19 protein-coding genes are annotated in these 20,300 nt (G+C 39.8%); 2 read left to right on the plus strand and 17 right to left on the minus strand.

Annotated elements, in window-relative coordinates:
- The first annotated feature begins 189 nt into the window (after positions 1 to 189).
- Positions 190 to 837: a DUF1836 domain-containing protein gene (locus BM294_RS03445; protein WP_091205060.1), complete on the plus strand. Its 648-nt coding sequence runs from the start codon at positions 190 to 192 to the stop codon at positions 835 to 837.
- A 95-nt stretch (positions 838 to 932) separates the two neighbouring features.
- Here the strand turns inward: BM294_RS03445 and BM294_RS03450 are convergent, their stop codons facing one another.
- Positions 933 to 1,241 (minus strand): YerC/YecD family TrpR-related protein, encoded by a 309-nt coding sequence (locus BM294_RS03450; protein ID WP_091204927.1) that lies wholly within the window; start codon positions 1,239 to 1,241, stop codon positions 933 to 935.
- Positions 1,242 to 1,701: 460 nt separating this feature from the next.
- Entirely contained in the window at positions 1,702 to 3,471 is a 1,770-nt protein-coding gene (locus BM294_RS03455) for a polysaccharide deacetylase family protein (protein WP_242944407.1), read from the minus strand.
- Between the two features lie 176 nt (positions 3,472 to 3,647).
- Between BM294_RS03455 and BM294_RS03460 the strand changes: the two genes are divergently transcribed.
- Positions 3,648 to 4,502 (plus strand): DegV family protein, encoded by an 855-nt coding sequence (locus BM294_RS03460; RefSeq protein WP_091204928.1) that lies wholly within the window; start codon positions 3,648 to 3,650, stop codon positions 4,500 to 4,502.
- A 47-nt stretch (positions 4,503 to 4,549) separates the two neighbouring features.
- Here BM294_RS03460 and BM294_RS03465 read toward each other — a convergent pair whose 3' ends face one another.
- The 15 genes from BM294_RS03465 to BM294_RS03535 all read right to left on the minus strand — a co-directional run bounded on the left by BM294_RS03465 (position 4,550) and on the right by BM294_RS03535 (position 20,298).
- Positions 4,550 to 5,557: an ATPase P gene (locus tag BM294_RS03465; protein WP_091204930.1), complete on the minus strand. Its 1,008-nt coding sequence runs from the start codon at positions 5,555 to 5,557 to the stop codon at positions 4,550 to 4,552.
- A 228-nt stretch (positions 5,558 to 5,785) separates the two neighbouring features.
- A complete protein-coding gene (locus tag BM294_RS03470; protein WP_091204931.1) occupies positions 5,786 to 7,297 on the minus strand; it encodes a carbon starvation CstA family protein in 1,512 nt (503 codons plus the stop codon).
- Positions 7,298 to 7,618: 321 nt separating this feature from the next.
- Positions 7,619 to 8,602 (minus strand): peptidylprolyl isomerase, encoded by a 984-nt coding sequence (locus BM294_RS03475; RefSeq protein ID WP_091204934.1) that lies wholly within the window; start codon positions 8,600 to 8,602, stop codon positions 7,619 to 7,621.
- Positions 8,603 to 8,625: 23 nt separating this feature from the next.
- On the minus strand, positions 8,626 to 9,093 hold the full coding sequence (locus BM294_RS03480; RefSeq protein WP_091204935.1) for a divergent PAP2 family protein: 468 nt from the start codon (positions 9,091 to 9,093) through the stop codon (positions 8,626 to 8,628).
- 6 nt (positions 9,094 to 9,099) lie between these two features.
- Positions 9,100 to 10,545 carry a glycogen synthase GlgA gene (gene glgA, locus BM294_RS03485; protein WP_091204937.1) on the minus strand — a complete coding sequence of 482 codons (1,446 nt, stop codon included), beginning with the start codon at positions 10,543 to 10,545 and terminating at the stop codon, positions 9,100 to 9,102.
- A 113-nt stretch (positions 10,546 to 10,658) separates the two neighbouring features.
- A complete protein-coding gene (gene recN, locus BM294_RS03490; RefSeq protein WP_091204938.1) occupies positions 10,659 to 12,323 on the minus strand; it encodes a DNA repair protein RecN in 1,665 nt (554 codons plus the stop codon).
- A gap of 77 nt (positions 12,324 to 12,400) precedes the next feature.
- Positions 12,401 to 12,850 carry an arginine repressor gene (gene argR / locus BM294_RS03495; protein WP_091204940.1) on the minus strand — a complete coding sequence of 150 codons (450 nt, stop codon included), beginning with the start codon at positions 12,848 to 12,850 and terminating at the stop codon, positions 12,401 to 12,403.
- 143 nt (positions 12,851 to 12,993) lie between these two features.
- A complete protein-coding gene (locus BM294_RS03500; RefSeq protein ID WP_091204941.1) occupies positions 12,994 to 13,812 on the minus strand; it encodes an NAD(+)/NADH kinase in 819 nt (272 codons plus the stop codon).
- Positions 13,813 to 13,929: 117 nt separating this feature from the next.
- On the minus strand, positions 13,930 to 14,760 hold the full coding sequence (locus BM294_RS03505; protein WP_091204943.1) for a TlyA family RNA methyltransferase: 831 nt from the start codon (positions 14,758 to 14,760) through the stop codon (positions 13,930 to 13,932).
- A 31-nt stretch (positions 14,761 to 14,791) separates the two neighbouring features.
- Positions 14,792 to 16,660: a 1-deoxy-D-xylulose-5-phosphate synthase gene (gene dxs / locus BM294_RS03510; RefSeq protein ID WP_091204944.1), complete on the minus strand. Its 1,869-nt coding sequence runs from the start codon at positions 16,658 to 16,660 to the stop codon at positions 14,792 to 14,794.
- Positions 16,661 to 16,769: 109 nt separating this feature from the next.
- Complete coding sequence (locus tag BM294_RS03515; protein WP_242944408.1) at positions 16,770 to 17,753, minus strand: polyprenyl synthetase family protein; 984 nt, start codon at positions 17,751 to 17,753, stop codon at positions 16,770 to 16,772.
- Positions 17,731 to 17,967, minus strand: a complete 237-nt coding sequence (locus tag BM294_RS03520) for an exodeoxyribonuclease VII small subunit (protein WP_091204948.1) — start codon at positions 17,965 to 17,967, stop codon at positions 17,731 to 17,733. The genes BM294_RS03515 and BM294_RS03520 overlap by 23 nt, the downstream gene beginning before the upstream one ends.
- Positions 17,951 to 19,294, minus strand: a complete 1,344-nt coding sequence (xseA, locus tag BM294_RS03525; protein WP_091204949.1) for an exodeoxyribonuclease VII large subunit — start codon at positions 19,292 to 19,294, stop codon at positions 17,951 to 17,953. Before xseA ends, BM294_RS03520 begins: the two co-directional genes overlap by 17 nt.
- Before the next feature lie 2 nt (positions 19,295 to 19,296).
- Complete coding sequence (gene nusB / locus BM294_RS03530; protein ID WP_091204951.1) at positions 19,297 to 19,845, minus strand: transcription antitermination factor NusB; 549 nt, start codon at positions 19,843 to 19,845, stop codon at positions 19,297 to 19,299.
- Positions 19,846 to 19,914: 69 nt separating this feature from the next.
- Entirely contained in the window at positions 19,915 to 20,298 is a 384-nt protein-coding gene (locus BM294_RS03535) for an Asp23/Gls24 family envelope stress response protein (RefSeq protein WP_091204952.1), read from the minus strand.
- Positions 20,299 to 20,300 lie beyond the last annotated feature (2 nt).

Below are 20,300 nucleotides of genomic sequence, written 5' to 3' on the forward strand. Positions count from 1 at the left end.
CTGATCGGCTATTTAATCAGTGATTCCATAGTATTTGTGTCTCATATCGTCTAAAATCATATCCTGATAGACAGTTGCTCGATTATAACATATGGGATAATGTTCTGCCACGTTTTATATGTTAAAGTATTATGTAGTATAAGAAACTAGCTGTTGTTACAAAAAATCAGTTGTGTTATACTTTACGGCATGGACAAAAATTTTTTTGAAGAATTAATTGAATATTTTCATTCTCTGAGTCATATAACTACTGACGATATTCCCAATCTTGAACTGTATATGGATCAGGTCACGGGATTTATGGATCTACATCTTGACCCCATAAAGAGACATCATGAGGATAAAGCGTTGACCAAAACCATGATCAACAATTATGCGAAAAACAAGCTTCTTCCTCCGCCCAATAAAAAGAGATATAACCGCGAGCATATGCTCATTTTGTTATTCATCTATTATTACAAGGGTATTCTTCAGCTCAATGATATCGAGGTTATATTAAAGCCACTTAATGAGAAGTATTTCTCCGGACATTCATCGGTTACACTCACTGACATATATGATGAGGTATTTACTTTGGAACCGGATGAGAAAGAGCGTATATTTGCAGAGGTCGAGAATATGGCTGGCCTCTCTTTGAATTCTTTCAAAGCAGATGATCCTAAATTCAGTGATCTTTCAGATGAAGATCGTCAGGAACTCCAGCTTTTCTCATTTTTATGTGAGCTTGGTCTGGATGTATTTATGAAGAAACTTCTGATGGAAAAGATCGCCGATAAGCTTCATGAAGCTGAATTTGCCAGGATAGCTGAAGAACGTGCGATGAAGAAAAAGAAGTGATAGTTTATTACATCATTGGACTTTGAGATCAGACTGGGTGTTTGCATCAAGATAAAAAGAGTGTATCGTCATTCAGGCGATACACTCTTTTTTTATTATTTTCTCTTGAGATTATCTTCATAGCCGAGTCTGCTGAAAACCATATCATAGCCGTCAGCACCGTAATTAAGTGAACGGTTGACTCTCGAAATAGTCGCTGTAGAAGCACCTGTAGCCTTGGCTATATTGAGATAGGTATCACCTTCTCTGAGCATCTTTGCTACTTCATAACGCTGAGCCATGGAAAGAAGCTCATTGATAGTGCAGACATCCTCAAAAAACTTATAGCATTCATCCTTTGATTTTAATGTAAGAATAGCATCGAATAAATGGTCAACTTCATTTGTTTTTAACTTACTGTTCATAATCTCTCCATTCCGTGCGCACCTGTCGCCAGAAATAATCAAATCGACTTCTTTGTCGCACTGCATACTATATTCTTTTGTGTGAACATGAAATCCACTTAATAATCAGGTATTAGTTTTATAAAGTGCTAATGCATAAATACTTCAATATTTTTATGGTTTAATCTTTTAAATCGGTCAAACGTTAATATAACTACTTTCACGCTTTACAACTTGAAAGTAGTATAACACCCGTCTATATTCATTTCAAGTGATGAAGCCGAAAAGAGTGTTTCGTTTTCATCATGGCTTATATGCACGGCACTTATTCACAAAAATAAAAGAGTATGTACATTATACACACTCTTTTATATTACATTTACGAATACATAAGATACCCTATAGTTATATAAGAATCAATATGTTTTCCTTTATTAGATTTTATATATATTATTACAATTATTTACCGATACGGTATATCTTAATTCCAGGTGATAGGAGTTGGTCTTCTGGTATCAAATACAGTGCTTACATCCAAAAGATCCGACAACTTGGTAGCCTGTCCTGAATAGTCCATCCATAGTCTGTATCCATCCAGATTTCTTCGACCCTGACGAACAAAGTTGCTTCCGAACTGAACCCAGACCTGAGATGAGTCAACATTACAGAAGTATCTGAATCCTGCATTCTCCAGCATATTAAACTTTTCATTTTCAGTAGTATAAGGATGCCAGTCCGCAATGTCTGCGCCGAACGGATAAAGAATGATATCACAGTTACCGGGCATCAGAGATTCTACGTTACGTTCCCATCTGTCAGTATCTCTAGTAAGATCCGCAAGCTCTCTCTTTGTGAAGTTAACATGTCCCCAGCTGTGAGATGCAAGCTCATATCCGTCATCTACAAGTGCCTGGAACAATGTTCTGACTGTTTCTCTGTCAGCTGCGATATTGTCATTGGCCTTCATTTTGCTGTCATAATTCGGAGATGCTGCATCATAGGTTTCATCCGTACGATATCCAAGAACACCATTATATCCTGTGAATGCCATGATTGCCTTTGCACCTCTGTATGAGAAATCAGGATGCTGCTCTATAAAGTTATCAAGTATTGGTACAATGTCATAGTCTCCAACCGAAACATTACCCTGAGCATCTGTGTACTGAAGTTTCAGCTTTCCGTTTTCATCAAGAACCATCTTGTCGGCAAAGCCCTTGCCCTCCATGTACTCGTAGTAGCAGACATCATCCTCGGACATAACAAAGGCCTTCTTGCCTTCAGGTAGCATGATTTTCTTCTGTACCATCTTCTCTGTACCATCTTCCTGAGTCTGGATCTCAGCCATATCATGAAGTCCTACAAGAACATATCCTCTGTCATACATCTGCTGAAGGATAGCCTCGAATTCAGGTATTGTGGTCATAACCTGGTTGAAATCCTTTCCGGCTGCATCGTTTGTAAATGCCCTGTCGGTATCAACACATAGTATATGGAAGAAAATGTGTGTTATCTGTGAGTTATCAAAAGGAACACAAGCGGCTGCGGAAGCCTGATATTCCTGTATCTTTGACTGTACTGTAGCATCTGATGCATAACTTGAACCTGATAATGTTGCAATTGCTGCATCATAATCATACATTGCAGCCTGTCTGTCACTTGTTGCTATAAGTGTAGTCAGATCGTTTACCGCTGCCATGGCTGTTTCAGTTCCGTCGCCGGCTGTTTCACTGGCCTCTGAAGATTCGTTTACTTCAGCAGATACTGTTGTGTTGGTTTCACTTTTTCCCTTAAACAGGCCGCCGAGATTGATCTTACCGGTAAAGATGCCAAAAGCTAAAAATATAATTATCAGTAAGTCTATAGCTATGAGAATAACAGACAGCCTGTAAACCTGCCGTTTTTTTGCCCTTTGTCTGTATCGGTTACGAACTGCCTCTTTTCCCTCAGCAAGCTTTTCTTCAATGCTTTTTTCTTCATCATGAAAAAAAGATATATCTGATTCTGATGTTTCATCATCAAGGTAGAAATCTTCTGAATTCTCATCCGGCAATGGTTCCTGAACTCTCCGTCTGGAAGTTCCTTTTTTTCTTGAATCGCCGGGAGTGATATCTACAGAGAAACTTTTATGTTCTCCGTCTTTTGTATCTGATGACCGGGAAGTAATATCGGAATTGCTTCGTCTATACTTCTTTAAGTACTCGTTTTCTTTTAAATAGTCAGGATTGTTTTTGGAAAAATTTTTTAAGCTCATATATTCTTTGACCTTTTCTGCCGTTTAGATATTTTATGAATGCTATATGGCAAATAGATTTCACACTTCTTTTTATATTAACGCTTAACGGGCTTAAGGGCAAGGTTATTGACATACTTTTATCGTTTGTTATAATATGTAGTAATCAAAACTACGTCAGAAAACCCGGAGGTTTTATGGATTACAAAATTATAGGAGACAGCTGCTGTGATTTAACACCGGAATTAAAAGCTGATCCTCATTTTACTATAGTTCCGCTCACATTGGAGATCGGAACCTATTCTGTTGTTGATGATGAGAACTTTAATCAGGTGGACTTCCTGAAAAGGCTGAAGGAGTCTACAGAAGGTGCCAAGACAGCATGTCCTTCACCTGAAGCATTTATGCATGCAATAGAAGAAAGCGATTCTGATGAAAATTATGTCATAACTATATCAGAGCATCTTTCCGGCTCTTATCAGTCTGCTGTTATAGGTCTTCAGATGTTTGAAGAGGATCACCCTGACAGTACAAAAAAGGTATATGTTTTCAGTACAGATACTGCCACTGCCGGTGAGTTGAATCTTTGTCTTACGATTCAGGAATTAAAGGCCGAGGGAAAGACCTTCGATGAGGTTGTCACAATTATAAACGACAAGATTCATGTTATGCAGATATTATTTGTTCTTGAGTCAATTGAGAATCTTCGTAGAAACGGACGTCTTTCTGCAATGAAGTCATTCCTGGCCACAGCTCTCAATATCAAACCGGTTATGACTGCAATTCATGGCGTCATTCAGAAGCTTGATCAGCAGAGAGGTCTCAACAAAGCGATTAAGCGTATGGTTGAACTTGCTGTAGAGCGTGCAGGCGGTCCTGAAAAAACACAGCATATGCTTATAACCATTTGTCATGTAAACAATCCTGAACGCGCAGAGTATGTTAAGGAAGAACTTTTGAAACTCGCATCATTCCGCAGGATAGTTATTTCCAACACCATGGGTGTTGCTACCGTCTATGCTGAAGATGGTGGCATCGTTTTAGCTATTTGATCACTGTATATTACAAATCCCGTACACCGAAGTGTGCGGGATTATTTTTATTCATAATTCATAACAAGGAACATAGGCTTAACTGTCACTACCTCATCATATTCTTTCTGAGAAACAGTAACATCACTGTTAAGTTTTTTGAGATCATCTTTCATTATCATAAAAGCCTCGCCTACACTTTCAGCTCTTCCTTCACGAATAACTCTAATCATTCGATCAAGCACTATAGGATGAGCATATTGAGGAGGTACCGGGAAGTTAACATTATCCTTCATAGTCTCTGACATTTCTTTTAATGCATCAGACCATTCTTTTTCTGCATAGGCTTTGTTGTTATGTCCTGTAGGAAGTATTCTTGAAGAAATGACAACAAATATAAATGAAAATCCAAAAAGAACAAAATATATCGCTATACCCATGCCCTTTAGCAAAGCAAATATTCCAAATACTGCAGCAAATATGGAAAGCATTAGGATCACTAAAGCAACTTTTTGATATGTAGGACTGATTCGTTCGATGATTCTTTTCTGTTTTGCACTTACCGAAAGCTTTGTGTACTGATCGGGATAGGCATTTACAACTTCCTTGGCCTCCTTAAGTACATTAACTGAATTCTCCTGCTCCGGCGAAAGTACCTTAAGGTATCTGTTTCGTTCTTTCTCTTCTGCTTCACGAAGTTTAAACTCTGCTTCAACACTGTGAAGAGGCATCTCAGGTCTGATCTTTGAAAGTTCTTCAAGAAACATATCAACCTCTTCTTCAAATTTGAAATTACACTGTTTTTCCATTCCCGTTCCGTACTGAACAACAAGATATGGCATACTTCCAAATACACCTTTTCCGGTGAATCCGCCTTTGCTCATGGCGACTCTCTTGAAACATCTGTTTATGTCTCTGTAACAAATGTAGTAAACTCTGTCTATGAAAAAGCTGTTTAAATAAAGAGCTTTCTCTCCAAGACCACAAGGTCCGATTTTGAAACACCTTTTCTTATCCTCTTTGAGCTCTTCTTTTGTTAATCTTGTGGTTCCGAGACATTTTGGAATAAATAACATGACAACCTCCCTTTAAAATGTTCTCAAAATAAACACTGCTAAAACCTTTATATATTCTAAAAATATTTATTCCGGGAACACATATATAAAAAGCAGAGTGAATAAATCTCCACTCTGCTTTATCATTTTCAAAGTTAAGAACTGCTCATATATGTAGTATCATCGGTCATTTGATATCTACCGTATATCTATTTACATAGGTAAGAATAGAAAGAACTCTATTTAGACTTATGCGTGAGCTGCACCTGCATGGTTCATATTCATATGCTGATTCGGATTGTACTTCTTTGCTGCTTTAAGGAAAAGAGCAAGGAAGCAGATTGCAACGATGATACCGAATGGATATGCAAATGTCTTATTGTTTGTGAATACAGGGATAAGTCCCAGACATTCAGGAGCCATTGAGAAATATGTAGCAGAAACTGCTGACATGAATGTTGCAGGAACTGCACAAACCCAATAATTCTTCTTCTCTCTTACGAGATACATAGCACCTGACCAAAGAACAAGCATTGCAAGTGTCTGGTTTGTCCATGAGAAATATCTCCAGATAACAGCATAGCTGAAGATTCCCAGAGAGTTACCAAATCCAAGGAAAGCACCGCATCCAAGAAGTGGAACACAAAGCTTAAGTCTGTTTGTAAAAGACTCCTGCTCAATCTTTAACCAGTCTGAAAGTGTAAGTCTTGCTGAACGGAATGCTGTATCACCTGATGTGATAGGACAAGCAACTACACCAAGCATTGCAAGAACAACACCAACACTTCCCATAGTCTTTACACATACATCATAGATGGCAGCAGACTGTCCGGCTGCAAGAGCTTCCTGAAGACCTGTGTTCAGACCACCATCAGCGGCATAAAGTGAACATCCGGCGGCAGCCCATACAAGAGCGATACATCCTTCAGCTACCATGGCTCCATAGAAAACGAAGTGTCCCTGTCTCTCTGACTTAAGACATCTTGCCATGATAGGTGACTGTGTTGAATGGAAACCTGAAATAGCACCACATGCAACGGTTATGAACATGAATGACCATATAGGAGTTGTCTTAGGATGCATGTTATAGAAGTGGTCCCAAAGCTCAGGTGTATGGAAACCATTTAATGGAAGTCCAATAACTACACCGATTGCCATGATGATAAGACAGATACCGAATATCGGATAAATCTTACCGATGATTTTGTCGATTGAAATGAAAGTTGCGATGAAGTAGTAAGTAAGGATGATTGCAAGCCATACTGCTGTATTGGCAAATGCTCCCGTAACACCCTTGTTTGCAAGAAGCTGAACAATAAGACCTGCAGGTCCTACTGCAAATACTGTACCTACCATAACAAGAAGTACAACTGAGAATACTCTCATAATGTTCTTCATGGTCTTTCCGAGGTACTTACCTGTAACCTCTGCAATGGACTCACCGTTATTTCTCTCACTAAGCATACCGGAGAAATAATCATGAACACCACCTGCAAAGATAGTACCAAAAGTGATCCAAAGAAATACGATAGGTCCCCAAAGAGCTCCCTGAAGTGCACCAAAGATAGGACCAAGTCCTGCGATGTTCAAAAGCTGAACCAGGAACAGCTTCCACTGTGGTAAAACTACGTAATCGACACCATCGTTAATAGATACGGCCGGTGTTTCACGATCATCCGGCCCAAAGGTGCTGTCAACCAATTTACCATAAGTAAAGTAGCCTGCGATCAGTAAGCAGAGACAAATGAAAAAACTGATCATACATAACCTCCTGACTTTTTGGACGTCAGCCAGCATTTATCCCTAAACCTGACTGACGAAACATGCCAGACTTAAAAGACTTCAAAGAATTGATCTTAAAAGAATGACACAACCTTATGGATATTGGGTTTAACATTATGTTATTGACCGTATAACATAATGTTAAATCACTTTATAAATTTTTCATTTTTATTTTAGAATTTTAAGAAAACGTTTTCAAGAGGTTATTAATACATATTAAATATCTGTGAAAAGTGCATTAAAATAAATTTTTATTTTGTATAGTATTTCGGCAGATGCTTCCATTATGTGCCAATTCAATTACTTTAAATTGACATTTTCATCAAATAATTCAAAGAAATTATCAGCTTTACTTTCACTATTTTGAGAAAGATCTATCTCATTCCAGAAAGGTTCTCTGAATCGTACTATATGCTGTTCCTTGTATTCACCGAAATCATCAAAAAATGCTTTTGACTTTAAAGCACTCTCCAGCTTTTTCTTTTTATCATGAGTTGCCTCTTCATCGTAAGCATTGATACATTTGATGATATAGTACTTTCCATCCTTTGAGATGATATCTGAAATCTGACCTTCTTCAAGAGAAAATGCTGCCGTATACAACTCATCAGTACTGTCAGACTTTGAAAGAGTTTTTTCTATATCTGTATCTTCGCTGTTTTGTCTTGCGTAATAGGCAAAATTTGCTCCTTCAACATTAACAAGTTCAAGTAGTTTCTGTGCTTCTGCAAGGTCCGATTTTTCTATTAGCTGTATTTTGATTACTTTTACTTCAGCGTCAGATACCTCAAGATCTGCATCAGATATCAGATAGTTTGCAGTCTTGCATGCAACGAAATACTCTGTATAGATATGGATGACATCATCCAGAGAGCAATCACCCATGAATTCCTTATCTTCCGGGGTAAGGCTATCATAGAATTGACCGGCTATGGTTCTTATGGTATCCATCTCTGTGGATGTTGCTATGATTCCTGTTCTTTCCGCGAGGAGATTCAGAGTTTTTATATCCTGAAGAAACTCCTTTATCCTCGCTACAAAGTAAGGACCATAGGTTGTTTCGAACTGATTCTCAACAGGAAGATTCCATATCTCTGCACCAAGTGCATTCTGATATCTGTTTCTTTCAGAACCGATAACTATTCTGCACTCGGCTTCAGTATAGCCGGCTACGTCTTCTGTTTTTCCGGTGATTTCAACACCTTTACACGAAACTAAGCTGCATGCCATAAGCATGCAGCTTATAAGTACTACTGTAATTTTTTTTATATTCTTTAAAATCATACGTTATTAGTATCCTGATGAGCCTATAAATATGGGTACTTTATCTTGACTAAAAAAGCTACAACTATACCGAGTATAGCTCCCATAAGTACCTGTAAGGGTGTATGTCCCACATACTCCTTAAGCTTCATTTCGAATTCTTCAGGTTTCCAGTTAAATGGATTGTCTTCGAGAATCTTGTTAAGAAGAACAGCCTGTTTTCCTGTTTCTCTGCGTACACCTGTAGCATCATACATTACAACACTGGCAAGAGCAAAACTCATGGCAAAATATGATGATGATATTCCATATTGAAGTGCGGCAGCAGTCGCTATAGATACCACGAATGAAGAATGGCTGGAAGGCATGCCACCTGATCCAGTCATTCTTTCCCAATTGATTCCTCTGTTGAAATATGCATCAATAGCCGTCTTTATCACCTGTGCTGAAAACCAGGAGACTACAGCTGTCACAAGCATATAATTGCTAAGTAGTTCATCAAAAAAATTCATCTAAAATCAATATCCTATCAACCAATCATAAAGCTCCTGATATTTCATAGCAGATGTTCTCCATGAATAATCCGTAGCCATGGCACGATCTACCATCTTGTTCCAGTCACGTTTACGATCGTAATATATTTTTTCTGCATAACGGATGGTTGAAAGCATCTCATGTGCATTGTAATTCATGAATGAGAAACCTGTACCCTTGTCCTCATATTCATTGAAAGGCTCAACTGTATCTCTGAGTCCACCGGTTTCTCTGACTATAGGTATGGTTCCGTATCTCAGTGCTATGAGCTGTGAAAGACCGCACGGCTCAAAAAGTGACGGCATAAGGTATGCATCACAAGCAGCGTACATCTTATGGCTTATTGCATTGGAATAATAAATCTGTGCAGAAACCTTATTGTGATACTTCCAGTCATAGTGGCGGAACATATTCTCATACTTCTCGTCACCTGTTCCTAGTACAACAAACTGAATATCATCCTGACAAAGTTCATCCATGATGCACTCTACAAGATCAAGTCCCTTCTGATCTGTAAGTCTTGATACGATACCTATCATCATCTTACCGGGATCTACATCCATACCCCACTCTTCCTGAAGAGCCTTCTTGTTTCTGGCTTTTTCTTTTCTGAAGTTCTTTGCATTGTAATTCTTTACAAGGAACTTATCAGTTTCAGGATTCCACTCATCATAGTCGATACCGTTAACAATACCTCTGAGGTCATGTTCTCTTGCTCTCAGAAGTCCATCAAGACCTTCACCATAGAACGGCATCTTGATCTCCTCTGCATAAGTATCGGAAACAGTTGTTATAGCATCAGCATAAACAATACCGCCCTTTAAGAGATTACCGTCCTTCTTGCACTCGAGTTTATCGGCAGTAAAATAATAATCACTTAACTGTGTGAAGCGCTGTATGGTCTTAACATCCCAAACTCCCTGGAATTTAAGATTATGAATTGTAATAACAGACTTTATGGAACGATAAAACTCTCCACCGGCAAACTTGTCATGTAGCAGTACCGGAACAAGGCCTGTCTGCCAGTCATGACAATGAATAAGATCAGGATGCCAGTCAAGAAGAGGCAATGCTGAAAGTGCGGCATAGCAGAAGAAACAGAACTTCTCAAGATCCCAATACCAGTCTCCGTATGGACGATCGCCGGAGAAATATGATTCATTATCAATGAAGTAGTATGTCACGCCGTCCTGCTCATACTTAAGAACGCCTACATATCGAGACTGTCCTAGATAATCCATGTAAAAATGTGTTACATACTCCATTTTCTGACGCCATTCCCAAGGTATGCACATATACTTTGGAATCATAACACGGCAATCATAATAACGTTTATCGATGGTTTTCGGAAGAGAACCAACTACATCGGCCAATCCACCGGTTTTTATAAAAGGTACAGCTTCCGATGCAAGCATCAATACATTTTTCATTTTATACAGCCTCCTACTTGCTATTTAGTTGAATGCTTCTGGTATATACATGATGTGATGACAAAATATGCAAGACACCTTTAATCTTAAATTTTTACATATTGTCTCTATTATTATACTTCTTTAGAAGCACCCTTCGCAAGACTTTTAAGTTCTCTGGCATTGGCAAGTACCGCATCAGTCACTCTGCCTCCGGCAAGAAGTCTCGCAAGTTCCATGACAGATTCATCTTCATCAAGTCTTCTGATATTTGTATGTGTATGTCCGCTTTCCGCAAGCTTTTCAATGCAGAAATGTTCATCTGCCTTTGCAGCTATCTGAGGAAGATGAGTTATAAGTATAACCTGATGTGACATGGAGATCTTTTTCAGCTTCTCTGATACTTTTTCAGCCGTTCTGCCTGATATTCCTGTATCTATCTCGTCAAAAATAAGTGTAGATATTTCATCGGTATCCGCAAGGACAGTTTTGATAGAGAGCATGATACGGCTGAGTTCACCACCGGATGCCACGTCACTGAGTGGTCTCAGTGGCTCACCGGGATTCAGACTAACTACAAAATGCACCTCATCTATGCCGTTTGATCCCGGTTCACTCAACTCGGTAAACGCAAGTTCAAACTTTACGTCGAGAAATCCCATTTCGGTCATCTCGGTACGAATCCTTTCTGCAAGAACTTTTGCACCCTTCTTACGGGCATTTGTAAGTTCTGAACAAAGCTTCAGAAGTTCTGATTTTGTCTTGTCCAATGTTTTTTCGCATTTGGACCTTTCTTCGTCATAGTCTTCGAGAAGTTTTAATCTCTCCTGCTTTTCAACAAGGGCTTTTTCTGTCTTATCTACAGTACCGCCATACTTGGCCATGACTCCACGGATATAGTCAAGCCTTTCGGTAACCTCCTGAAAATCCTCTTCATCAAAATCATTTTTATCGAGATAATGATCCAGTTCCCTGACAGTATCCTCTGAAATAGTCTGGAGATCATACAAACTGTCGCTTATATTCTGAAGTGAATCATCATAACCAAGCGCATCCTGTATGGACTTTATAGCTGATGACAAATCAACTTGATCGAGTACAGCTCTTGCTTTTTGAACTGAACCATAAATCTTTTGTATGTTCTGATACTTTTTGTATCTCTGGGCAAGCTCTTCCTCTTCCCCCTCTTTAAGCTCAGCGTTCTCTATATCCTCAATTTCAAATTTAAGAAAATCAAGTTCTCTTTGTCTTTGACTTTCATCCATGTTAAAACTGTCGAGTTTTTCCTTAAGCTGAACATATTCACGATATTTTCCGGAAACAGACAAACGAAGGGATCCCGTCTCTTTCTGCTGAAAATCATCAAGTACCTTAAGATGATATCCATCTCTTAATAAAGACTGATGTTCATGCTGTCCATGTATATCGATAAGCTGTTCTGCCACTTTACGAAGCTTTGCAAGTGTAACAGTTTCATCATTGATTTTGATTTCGGATCTTGTGGTTGAGATTTTACGCCTGATTATGATCTGCCCGTCTTCGGGTTCTATATCAAGGGATCTCATGAACGCTTCCTGTTCCTCTGTGAGACCTCCGAATACTATTTCCACGAAACCATATTCCTTGCCGTTTCGTATCATATCCTTATTCGCTTTAGAACCAAGGCATAGATTTATTGAACCTATCAGAATGGATTTTCCGGCACCTGTTTCTCCGGTAAGTATATTAAGTCCTTCTCCGAACTCAACCTCAGATGATTCTATGAGTGCAAGATCTTTTACATATAGATGATATAGCATTTTGTCTCCTCTTTTTAAGTTATCTTTATCATCCGGTAAATGTTATAAAATGTTGCGGCATTTAGTTCATGAATATGTCATTCCATGATTTCCTGTATGCGGCTCTTTACTTCTTCGGCGTCCTGTGCATTTTTCATGGCACACATGATAGTATCGTCTCCGGCAAGGGTTCCGACGATCTTCTCAAGTCTGAACTGGTCCAATGCTGCAGCAACTGCATTGGCCATGCCTGCCATGGTACGGATAACAAGAAGATTACCTGCTGTATCCATACTCATCAGAGCCTCTCTGAGAACACGGATATACTTCTCCGAGTATACATGTTCTTCTTTCTCTATGATCTGATAGTACTGAATGCCATCGTTTCCGGCAACTTTACTGAGCTTGAGTTCTTTTATGTCTCTTGATACAGTTGCCTGTGTGACTTTATATCCTTCTCTGTTAAGAATATCCGCAAGCTCTTCCTGTGTGCCTATACGCATTCTTCCAACCAGTTCAATGATTTTCTGATGCCTTGATTTCTTCATCTCAGCTCTCCCTTATACGTAAATTAAGTGTAAATGTTTTATTATAGCCAGGAAAAAGATACATATCATACTGTCGGGGAAAAACAGCTTCCGTCAAGCCTCAATACTCGCGAACATGTTCATGCATCGAAAATAACTGTGCATCAATGTTCATTATCCATCTTTTTTCGGAGTGTTTCCAAAAAACTTCCCTCACGTAATTTGATAAGTGTAGTCATCTCATTTGCTTTTCTGACAGTGACAATATCACCCTGTTTAAGATCAATTATATGCTCACCGTCAAAAGCCACGATTTCATTTTCTGATTCAACTCTGATCTGAATACGGCTTGAATCAGAAAGTACAACCGGTCTGCTTTTTGTACTGTGGGCACATATCGGAGTCATGACTATAACCGGTGAACCCGGTGAAACTATAGGACCTCCTGCTGAAAGATTGTAGGCAGTGGAACCTGTCGGTGTAGAAAAAATGATGCCATCCGAAGTGTAATTACTGAGTTCCTGTCCGTCACACGAAACAGCAAAATGCATCACGCTGATTCCGTTTCTGCGGCTGACAAGTATTTCGTTTAATGCAGTTCCTCTGGAGATGACTTCACCGTTACGTCGTACACTTCCATGAAGCATAGTTCTTACATCACGAATGTAATCATGTCTGATCAGACGATCCATAGCTTCAGGAATCTGTTCAATCCTTGAAACTTCAGTGAGATAGCCCAGATGTCCTGCATTTACACCAAGTATCGGGGTATCCTGTCCTCTCAGTACTCCGGCTATCCTGAGCATGGTTCCATCACCACCGATACTTACGATGGCGTCTGTATCAAAAAAATCATCTCTGTTATAGTTTTCTTCCAGGATAGAAGTGACTTTAACCCCCTTTGATGAAAGATGATCCTCTATAGCATGTTTATAGTCTATAGCTTCTGTTTTTCTTGTATTAACAACTAATGTTACTTTCATGTCAAATCAAAATAAACCAATCTATGTGTAACCCGGAATACTCTTTATACCAATGAATCCTAAATAACACAGGTGTCAAAGCATTCTCAATAACTCTATGCAACAATCCCATAAGAATCACTTGATATCCAGCATATCATGTGATGCATCTACAGTCTTTACTGCTGTTTCATGAATCCACATAAGATTTTCTTCATTGTCAGCATTGTCATCACCGCCAAGCATCAGTTCGCACAAGTATTCGATATTACCTTCAGGTCCCTTTATAGGACTGAAGGTAAGTCCTTTGAGCTCAAAGCCTATGGAATAAGCGAATGCCAGAGTCTTTTCGATAACTTCAACATGAACCTTCTTGTCTCTGACTACGCCCTTCTTACCAACCTGATCTCTTCCTGCCTCAAACTGAGGCTTAATGAGACATACAACCTGGCAGTCTTCCTCAATAAGAGTTTTAACTACAGGAAGCACAAGCTGAAGACTGATAAAGCTGACATCGATAGAGACAAGTCTTGCCTTTTCGCCAAGATCCTCAGGCTTCACGTAACGAATATTTGTTTTTTCCATGCAGACAACACGTTCGTCATTTCTCAGTTTCCAGTCAAGCTGTCCATGTCCTACATCAATTGCAAATACTTTCACTGCTCCGTTCTGAAGCATGCAGTCTGTGAAACCGCCTGTACTTGCTCCGATATCAATGCAGACCTTGCCTTCACAGGAAACTCCAAACTCCCTGATTGCTTTTTCAAGCTTTAAACCACCTCTTGAAACATAAGGTAAGACATTGCCCCTTACCTCTATAGACACTTCAGGATCAAATGTAGTACCGGCTTTATCTTCTTTTTCACCGTTAACATAAACTATTCCTGCCATGATTGTGCGCTTTGCTTTTTCTCTGGATTCAGCCAGACCTTTATTTACCAGCAAAACATCAAGTCTCTCTTTTTTCAAAACAAATCCCTTTCAAAACTATAGAGTGTTTTCAGTCAAAATCGATGATACCTTTTTCACTCAAAAGCCTCATGATTGATTCACTGTCTATGCCTAATCCTTCACGGAGTTTAGTGACATCACCATGCTCAACATAATTATCAGGCAATGTCACAGTTACTATCTTCACTTCCGGATGATTTTCATGAATATAAGCTTCAACCTGTATGCCAAATCCTCCCTGCTTGACATTTTCTTCAAGTGTAACTATGACCTCATGATCTGATGCAAGAAGGTCAAGCATTGAAGTATCGACAGGTTTGATGAAACGTGCATTAACCAGTGTGAGATCAAATCCCTTGTTCAATGCCTTTTCTCTGATATGAAGCGCTGTCGAAACCATAGAGCCTGCAGCAAGAAGAGCTATCTTCTCTCCTTTATGGATCATCTCTGATCTTCCGTACTCAATAGGAGCAGCGTATTCACTTAAACCCTGATATGCAACACCCCTCGGATACCTGATACTGATGGGAAGATTGTAATTCATAGCAAATTCCATCATCATTCCAAGCTCTATAGCATTCTTTGGTGCCATAACAGACATATGAGGAATAGATGTAAGGAAGCTATAATCAAAAATTCCCTGATGTGTCTCTCCGTCTGACCCGACAAGCCCTGCTCTGTCGATGCAAAATACAACAGGAAGTTTCTGAAGGCAAACATCATGAACAATCTGGTCATAGGCTCTTTGTAAAAAGCTTGAATATACGGCAATAACAGGCTTGAGTCCGTTGGATGCCATACCGGCGGCACAGGTCACAGCATGTTGTTCAGCTATACCTACATCAAAAAATCTATTTGGGAACTCATGTGAAAACTTCGTAAGTCCTGTTCCGTCAGGCATTGCAGCTGTAATTCCAACGATCTTCTTATTGCTTTTGGCAAGCTCACATATCTTATCAGAAAAGAATTCCGTATATGTTTTCCCCTTGTGTGAAAGAGGTTTTCCCGAATGTACATCAAACGGAGATACTCCATGATATCTTGATGGATATTTCTCCGCCGGCTTATAACCCTTACCTTTTTGTGTCAGTACATGAACTATAACTGCATGATCTATCTGCTTGGCTTCATTGATTGTACGTTCTACTTCTTTAATATTGTGTCCATCGATAGGTCCGAGATATGTTATTCCCATATCTTCGAAAAACATACCGGGAATAACAAGCTGTTTCAGAGATTTCTTGGCCTGCTGAATCTGCCTTACTACAGTCTCACCGACAAAAGGAACTTTCAGAAGAACACCGCCAACATCGACTTTCAGACGATTATACCCCTTTGCCGAACGTAATCCGTTGAGATATTTGGATATACCTCCGACATTCTGGGAAATTGACATATTGTTATCATTGAGAACAATGATAAAATTCTTATGCATCCGGGATGCATTGTTCAGACCTTCGTAAGCAAGGCCTCCCGTCAATGCTCCGTCTCCGATCACGGAAACCACAGTATAGTTTTCACCCTTAATGTCTCTTGCAGCAGCAATACCGAGCCCTGCAGAGATAGAAGTCGAACTATGACCTGTTCCGAAACAATCATATGGACTTTCAGAACGTTTAGGGAAACCGCTCATGCCATGATACTGTCTTAAACCGTCAAAATTATCTTTACGACCGGAAAGAATCTTATGAGTATAAGCCTGATGTCCCACATCCCATACTATCTTATCATTTGGCAGATCAAGTGCACGATACAGCCCGATGGTGAGATCAACAACTCCCAGATTGGATGCAAGATGCCCGCCGTATTCTGATGTTTTTTCGATTATAAATTGTCTGATTTCGGACGCAAGCTGATCAAGTTGCCTGTCATTAAGCCTCTTTAGATCATGAGGTCCATGTATATCATCAAGTAACATTTCAAACTTTAAACTTTCTAAATATTTATGAGTATCCGGGAGATAGATGGCTAATGTCTCATGCAGATAACAGGTTATCTCTCATACACTATTCCCTTACTGACCCACATCATTTCTTTCGATTTATAAGCATATCCGTCAGACTGATAAGGAAGTTTTTGCAATCCTCATTAACTGATTTAAGTTCCTTAAGCTCTTCGATTGCCTGTACCGAAAGCTTCTCAACTTCTTTATGAGCCTCTGAAAGGCCATATATGGAAACATATGTGGTCTTATTATTGAGATCATCTGAATGAATAGGCTTACCAAGCACTTCTTCCGTACTTGTTTCGTCAAGTATATCATCCTGAATCTGAAAAGCCACGCCAATTTTTTCACCGATTCCGGAAAGACGCGCTATATCTTCATCATCCGCACCACCGAGAATTGCCCCCGTCATAAGTGAAGCCTGAAGTAATGCACCGGTTTTAAGTCTGTATATAAACATTAGCTGCTCGTTTGAAAGCTTATGTCCGGTCATCTCCACATCTACAACCTGTCCTCCAAGCATCCCGTTAACTCCGGACAGAGAAGAAAGATAATTGATGGCCTTAACTACGGAAAGTGAAAAGGAATTGATATCTGTTGCCGAAATATCCGATTCTCCTGACAACGCAGAAGTAAGCTGCTTTCTATATGCTTCCGAAACCGCTTCAAATGCATAAAGCGATAAAGCATCCCCGGCAAGTGTACCCATGGCTTCACCGAATTTGTACCAGGTGGATTCTCTGCCTCTCCTGTACTTATCGCCGTCCATGCATGGAAGATCATCATGGCACAGGCTGAATGTATGTATCATCTCCATGGCACCCATGCATGCATGAAGTATCGGTCTCATGAACCTGTCTCTGCTTTCACCCGCAATATCGATATACAGTTCATAGCTTTTAAGCATAAGCATGGGCCTGATACGTTTCCCGCCTGCTTCCACTGAATACTTCATCGCTTCGAGAACTGTAGACTGAAGTCCATCTACCGGTGGAAGTTGATTTTTAATGATTTCATTTACAGTAGTCACTGTTTCATTAAGTTCATGAGAGAATTCCATCATCATCCAATACCTTTACCTGTTTTTCAATCCTGTCGATACTGTCATTTGCAGTTTTCAATAACTCAATGCCTTTTTTATACATATCAAATGTTTTTTCCAGGCTGTCTTCATCTTCCATTTTCACTATAAGATCATCAAGTTCTTTGAATACCTCATTCAGAGGAAGCTTGTTTTCCTCAGCTGTTTCTTCGGTTGTTTTTTTAGCTCTTGCCGGCATATATGACCTCCTCTACACGGCTTCTGAAACGCCCGTCTTTTAGTGTGGTTGTAATGATTGAACCTTCTTTGACCTTTTTTATACTGTCTAATCTGTGACCATCTTCGCCCTGTACATAGCCATAACCACCGGACAGCTTGCGAAGCGGACTGACAGCATCAAGTCTTTCTGTCCTGAGCATAAGCTTATGATGTGCTTTGTCAAGGCTCTTCTCCATAAGTGCTGAAAAACCATCAAAATCTCGAAAACGATGTTTAAAAGTCTGCAGGCGATCATTCATTATGGTACTGATTACCAGATAGTTTTTCAGTTTATCTTTTGAAAGAACCAGCTTATCCTGCATATGCCTGTCAAGTTCACTTTTTAGAAGGATACTTTTTTTCTGGTATCCGCTGAGTATGAACTTAGGATTATGTTGATTGACATTCAGCTTACACAAAGACGTTTTCTGACGTGCATCATGTATATGTTCATTTATGACTGAATTCAAGGTCATCTTATAACCCGCAAGATCTTCGATGAACTTTTGGAAGTCAAATACAGCCAGTTCTGCTCCTGCACTTGGCGTAGGTGCTCTGAGATCCGCCACAAAATCCGCTATGGTGGTATCTGTCTCATGTCCTACAGCACTGATGATAGGTGTGTCTGCATCAAAAATAGCCTGAGCAACGTCACGCTCATTAAAAGCCCAAAGATCCTCAATGGAACCACCGCCTCTTCCGACAATGATCACATCAAGATTCATGAGATCGAGAGTTTTGATTCCTCTGACTATGGATTCGACAGCACCGTCGCCCTGAACAAGAGCAGGATATAAAGTTATATCAACATAAGGATTTCGTCTTTTGGATATCTGGATAATATCTCTGACAGCAGCACCGGTCTTGGCAGTCACTATACCTATCCTGGAGGCATAATCAGGTATCGGCTTTTTATACATAGGATCAAACAGTCCCATATCTGAAAGTTCTTCTTTCAGCTGTTCAAATCTTACGTAAAGATCACCTATGCCATCCGCCACAAAGCTCCTGGCATATATCTGATAGTTACCGCCTCTTTCATATACTCCCACATTACCGGTACAGAGGACACTCATACCATCCTCTAACTTAAACTGAAGCCCCGCACGATCTCTGGCGAACATAACGCCGGAAATCTGCGAAGCTGAATCCTTTAATGTGAAGTAAATATGACCTGAAGTATGATACTTCAGGTTCGATATTTCGCCTTTGATAGTGATACCGGACAACGCAAAATCCTGGGCAAACATATTGGATATGTATCCGTTGACCTGCGAAACCGTATATGCATTTCTAAGCTGCTTCATATTTATTTTTTATTTTTATTGATTAGGATATGAACACTCTTACCCTCAGCAGACTTTTTCTCTGTAACTTCACCCTGCTGCTTGCGAGGAGCCTTTTCAATCTTCTTAGGCTCACGAGTACTGTCAACAAGCCTCGCAAGGACTCCGTTAACAAAAGAACCTGATTCATTGCCGCCATACTTCTTGGCCAGTTCAATAGCCTCGTTTATGGCTACCTTCTCAGGTACAGTCTCATCATAATTGATCTCATACAGAGCAAGACGAATCGCTGTAAGGTCTGTCTTGGTCATACGATCAGTCTTCCATCCTTCAGCAGACGAATTGATTCTTTCATCAAGCTCAGGAATCTTATCAACTATCTTCTGAACAGCACTTTCAAGTTCCTGCTGATCTTCCTCAGAAAGCTTCTCAATGCGGATCAGATTGTCACCGTCTTCGTAATCAGGTGAATCAAAGTAACGCTCCATCTGTGTAGGGATCTCCTCTCCGGGGTAAAACTGTGTGGAGAAAAGAAGTTTAAATTTATGATCTCTTTCTTCTCGCTTATTCATATTTTCCTATCTCATTTCAATGTACTGACTAAAAGTTTCCTGGATATAAACTCCATATAGTAAGAATACTTACTCTTCAGGTGTAACAACTCCGGAGATCTTGATGTTGACATCAAGTACGTTAAGACCGGTCATAGACTCAATAGCCTGAGCAACCTTATCCTGAACATTCTTGGATACTTCAGGAATAGAGTAACCATACTTGACATTAAGACTCAGATCAACGGAGACATGCTCTTCTTCGATGCTGATGGACACACCCTTTGAAAGATCCTTGATACCCATCATCGTAATGATCTCTCCGGACCATCCACCGTCCATGGAATCAACTCCTTCAATCTCTGTTGCTGCGATACCGGCAATGACTGCTACAACTTCATCAGCTATAACAACCTGTCCGTTCTCATCCTTCTCATATACAACATGTGTTGCTCTCTCTTGATTCTGTTCCATAA

Source organism: Oribacterium sp. WCC10, assembly GCF_900113415.1.
Taxonomy (GTDB): Bacteria; Bacillota; Clostridia; order Lachnospirales; family Lachnospiraceae; genus Oribacterium.

Excerpts from the sequence above, each read along its gene's own strand:
- BM294_RS03465 (WP_091204930.1), bottom strand. The coding sequence starts at position 5,557 with ATGTTATTTATTCCAAAATGTCTCGGAACCACAAGATTAACAAAAGAA.
- BM294_RS03515 (WP_242944408.1), bottom strand. The coding sequence starts at position 17,753 with ATGATGATGGAATTCTCTCATGAACTTAATGAAACAGTGACTACTGTA.
- BM294_RS03480 (WP_091204935.1), bottom strand. The coding sequence starts at position 9,093 with ATGAATTTTTTTGATGAACTACTTAGCAATTATATGCTTGTGACAGCT.
- BM294_RS03500 (WP_091204941.1), bottom strand. The coding sequence starts at position 13,812 with ATGAAAGTAACATTAGTTGTTAATACAAGAAAAACAGAAGCTATAGAC.
- recN (WP_091204938.1), bottom strand. The coding sequence starts at position 12,323 with ATGCTATATCATCTATATGTAAAAGATCTTGCACTCATAGAATCATCT.
- argR (WP_091204940.1), bottom strand. The coding sequence starts at position 12,850 with ATGAAGAAATCAAGGCATCAGAAAATCATTGAACTGGTTGGAAGAATG.
- BM294_RS03535 (WP_091204952.1), bottom strand. The coding sequence starts at position 20,298 with ATGGAACAGAATCAAGAGAGAGCAACACATGTTGTATATGAGAAGGAT.
- dxs (WP_091204944.1), bottom strand. The coding sequence starts at position 16,660 with ATGTTACTTGATGATATACATGGACCTCATGATCTAAAGAGGCTTAAT.
- BM294_RS03475 (WP_091204934.1), bottom strand. The coding sequence starts at position 8,602 with ATGATTTTAAAGAATATAAAAAAAATTACAGTAGTACTTATAAGCTGC.
- BM294_RS03460 (WP_091204928.1), top strand. The coding sequence starts at position 3,648 with ATGGATTACAAAATTATAGGAGACAGCTGCTGTGATTTAACACCGGAA.
- nusB (WP_091204951.1), bottom strand. The coding sequence starts at position 19,845 with ATGAATAAGCGAGAAGAAAGAGATCATAAATTTAAACTTCTTTTCTCC.
- BM294_RS03520 (WP_091204948.1), bottom strand. The coding sequence starts at position 17,967 with ATGCCGGCAAGAGCTAAAAAAACAACCGAAGAAACAGCTGAGGAAAAC.
- glgA (WP_091204937.1), bottom strand. The coding sequence starts at position 10,545 with ATGAAAAATGTATTGATGCTTGCATCGGAAGCTGTACCTTTTATAAAA.
- BM294_RS03455 (WP_242944407.1), bottom strand. The coding sequence starts at position 3,471 with ATGAGCTTAAAAAATTTTTCCAAAAACAATCCTGACTATTTAAAAGAA.
- BM294_RS03470 (WP_091204931.1), bottom strand. The coding sequence starts at position 7,297 with ATGATCAGTTTTTTCATTTGTCTCTGCTTACTGATCGCAGGCTACTTT.
- xseA (WP_091204949.1), bottom strand. The coding sequence starts at position 19,294 with ATGAAGCAGCTTAGAAATGCATATACGGTTTCGCAGGTCAACGGATAC.
- BM294_RS03445 (WP_091205060.1), top strand. The coding sequence starts at position 190 with ATGGACAAAAATTTTTTTGAAGAATTAATTGAATATTTTCATTCTCTG.
- BM294_RS03450 (WP_091204927.1), bottom strand. The coding sequence starts at position 1,241 with ATGAACAGTAAGTTAAAAACAAATGAAGTTGACCATTTATTCGATGCT.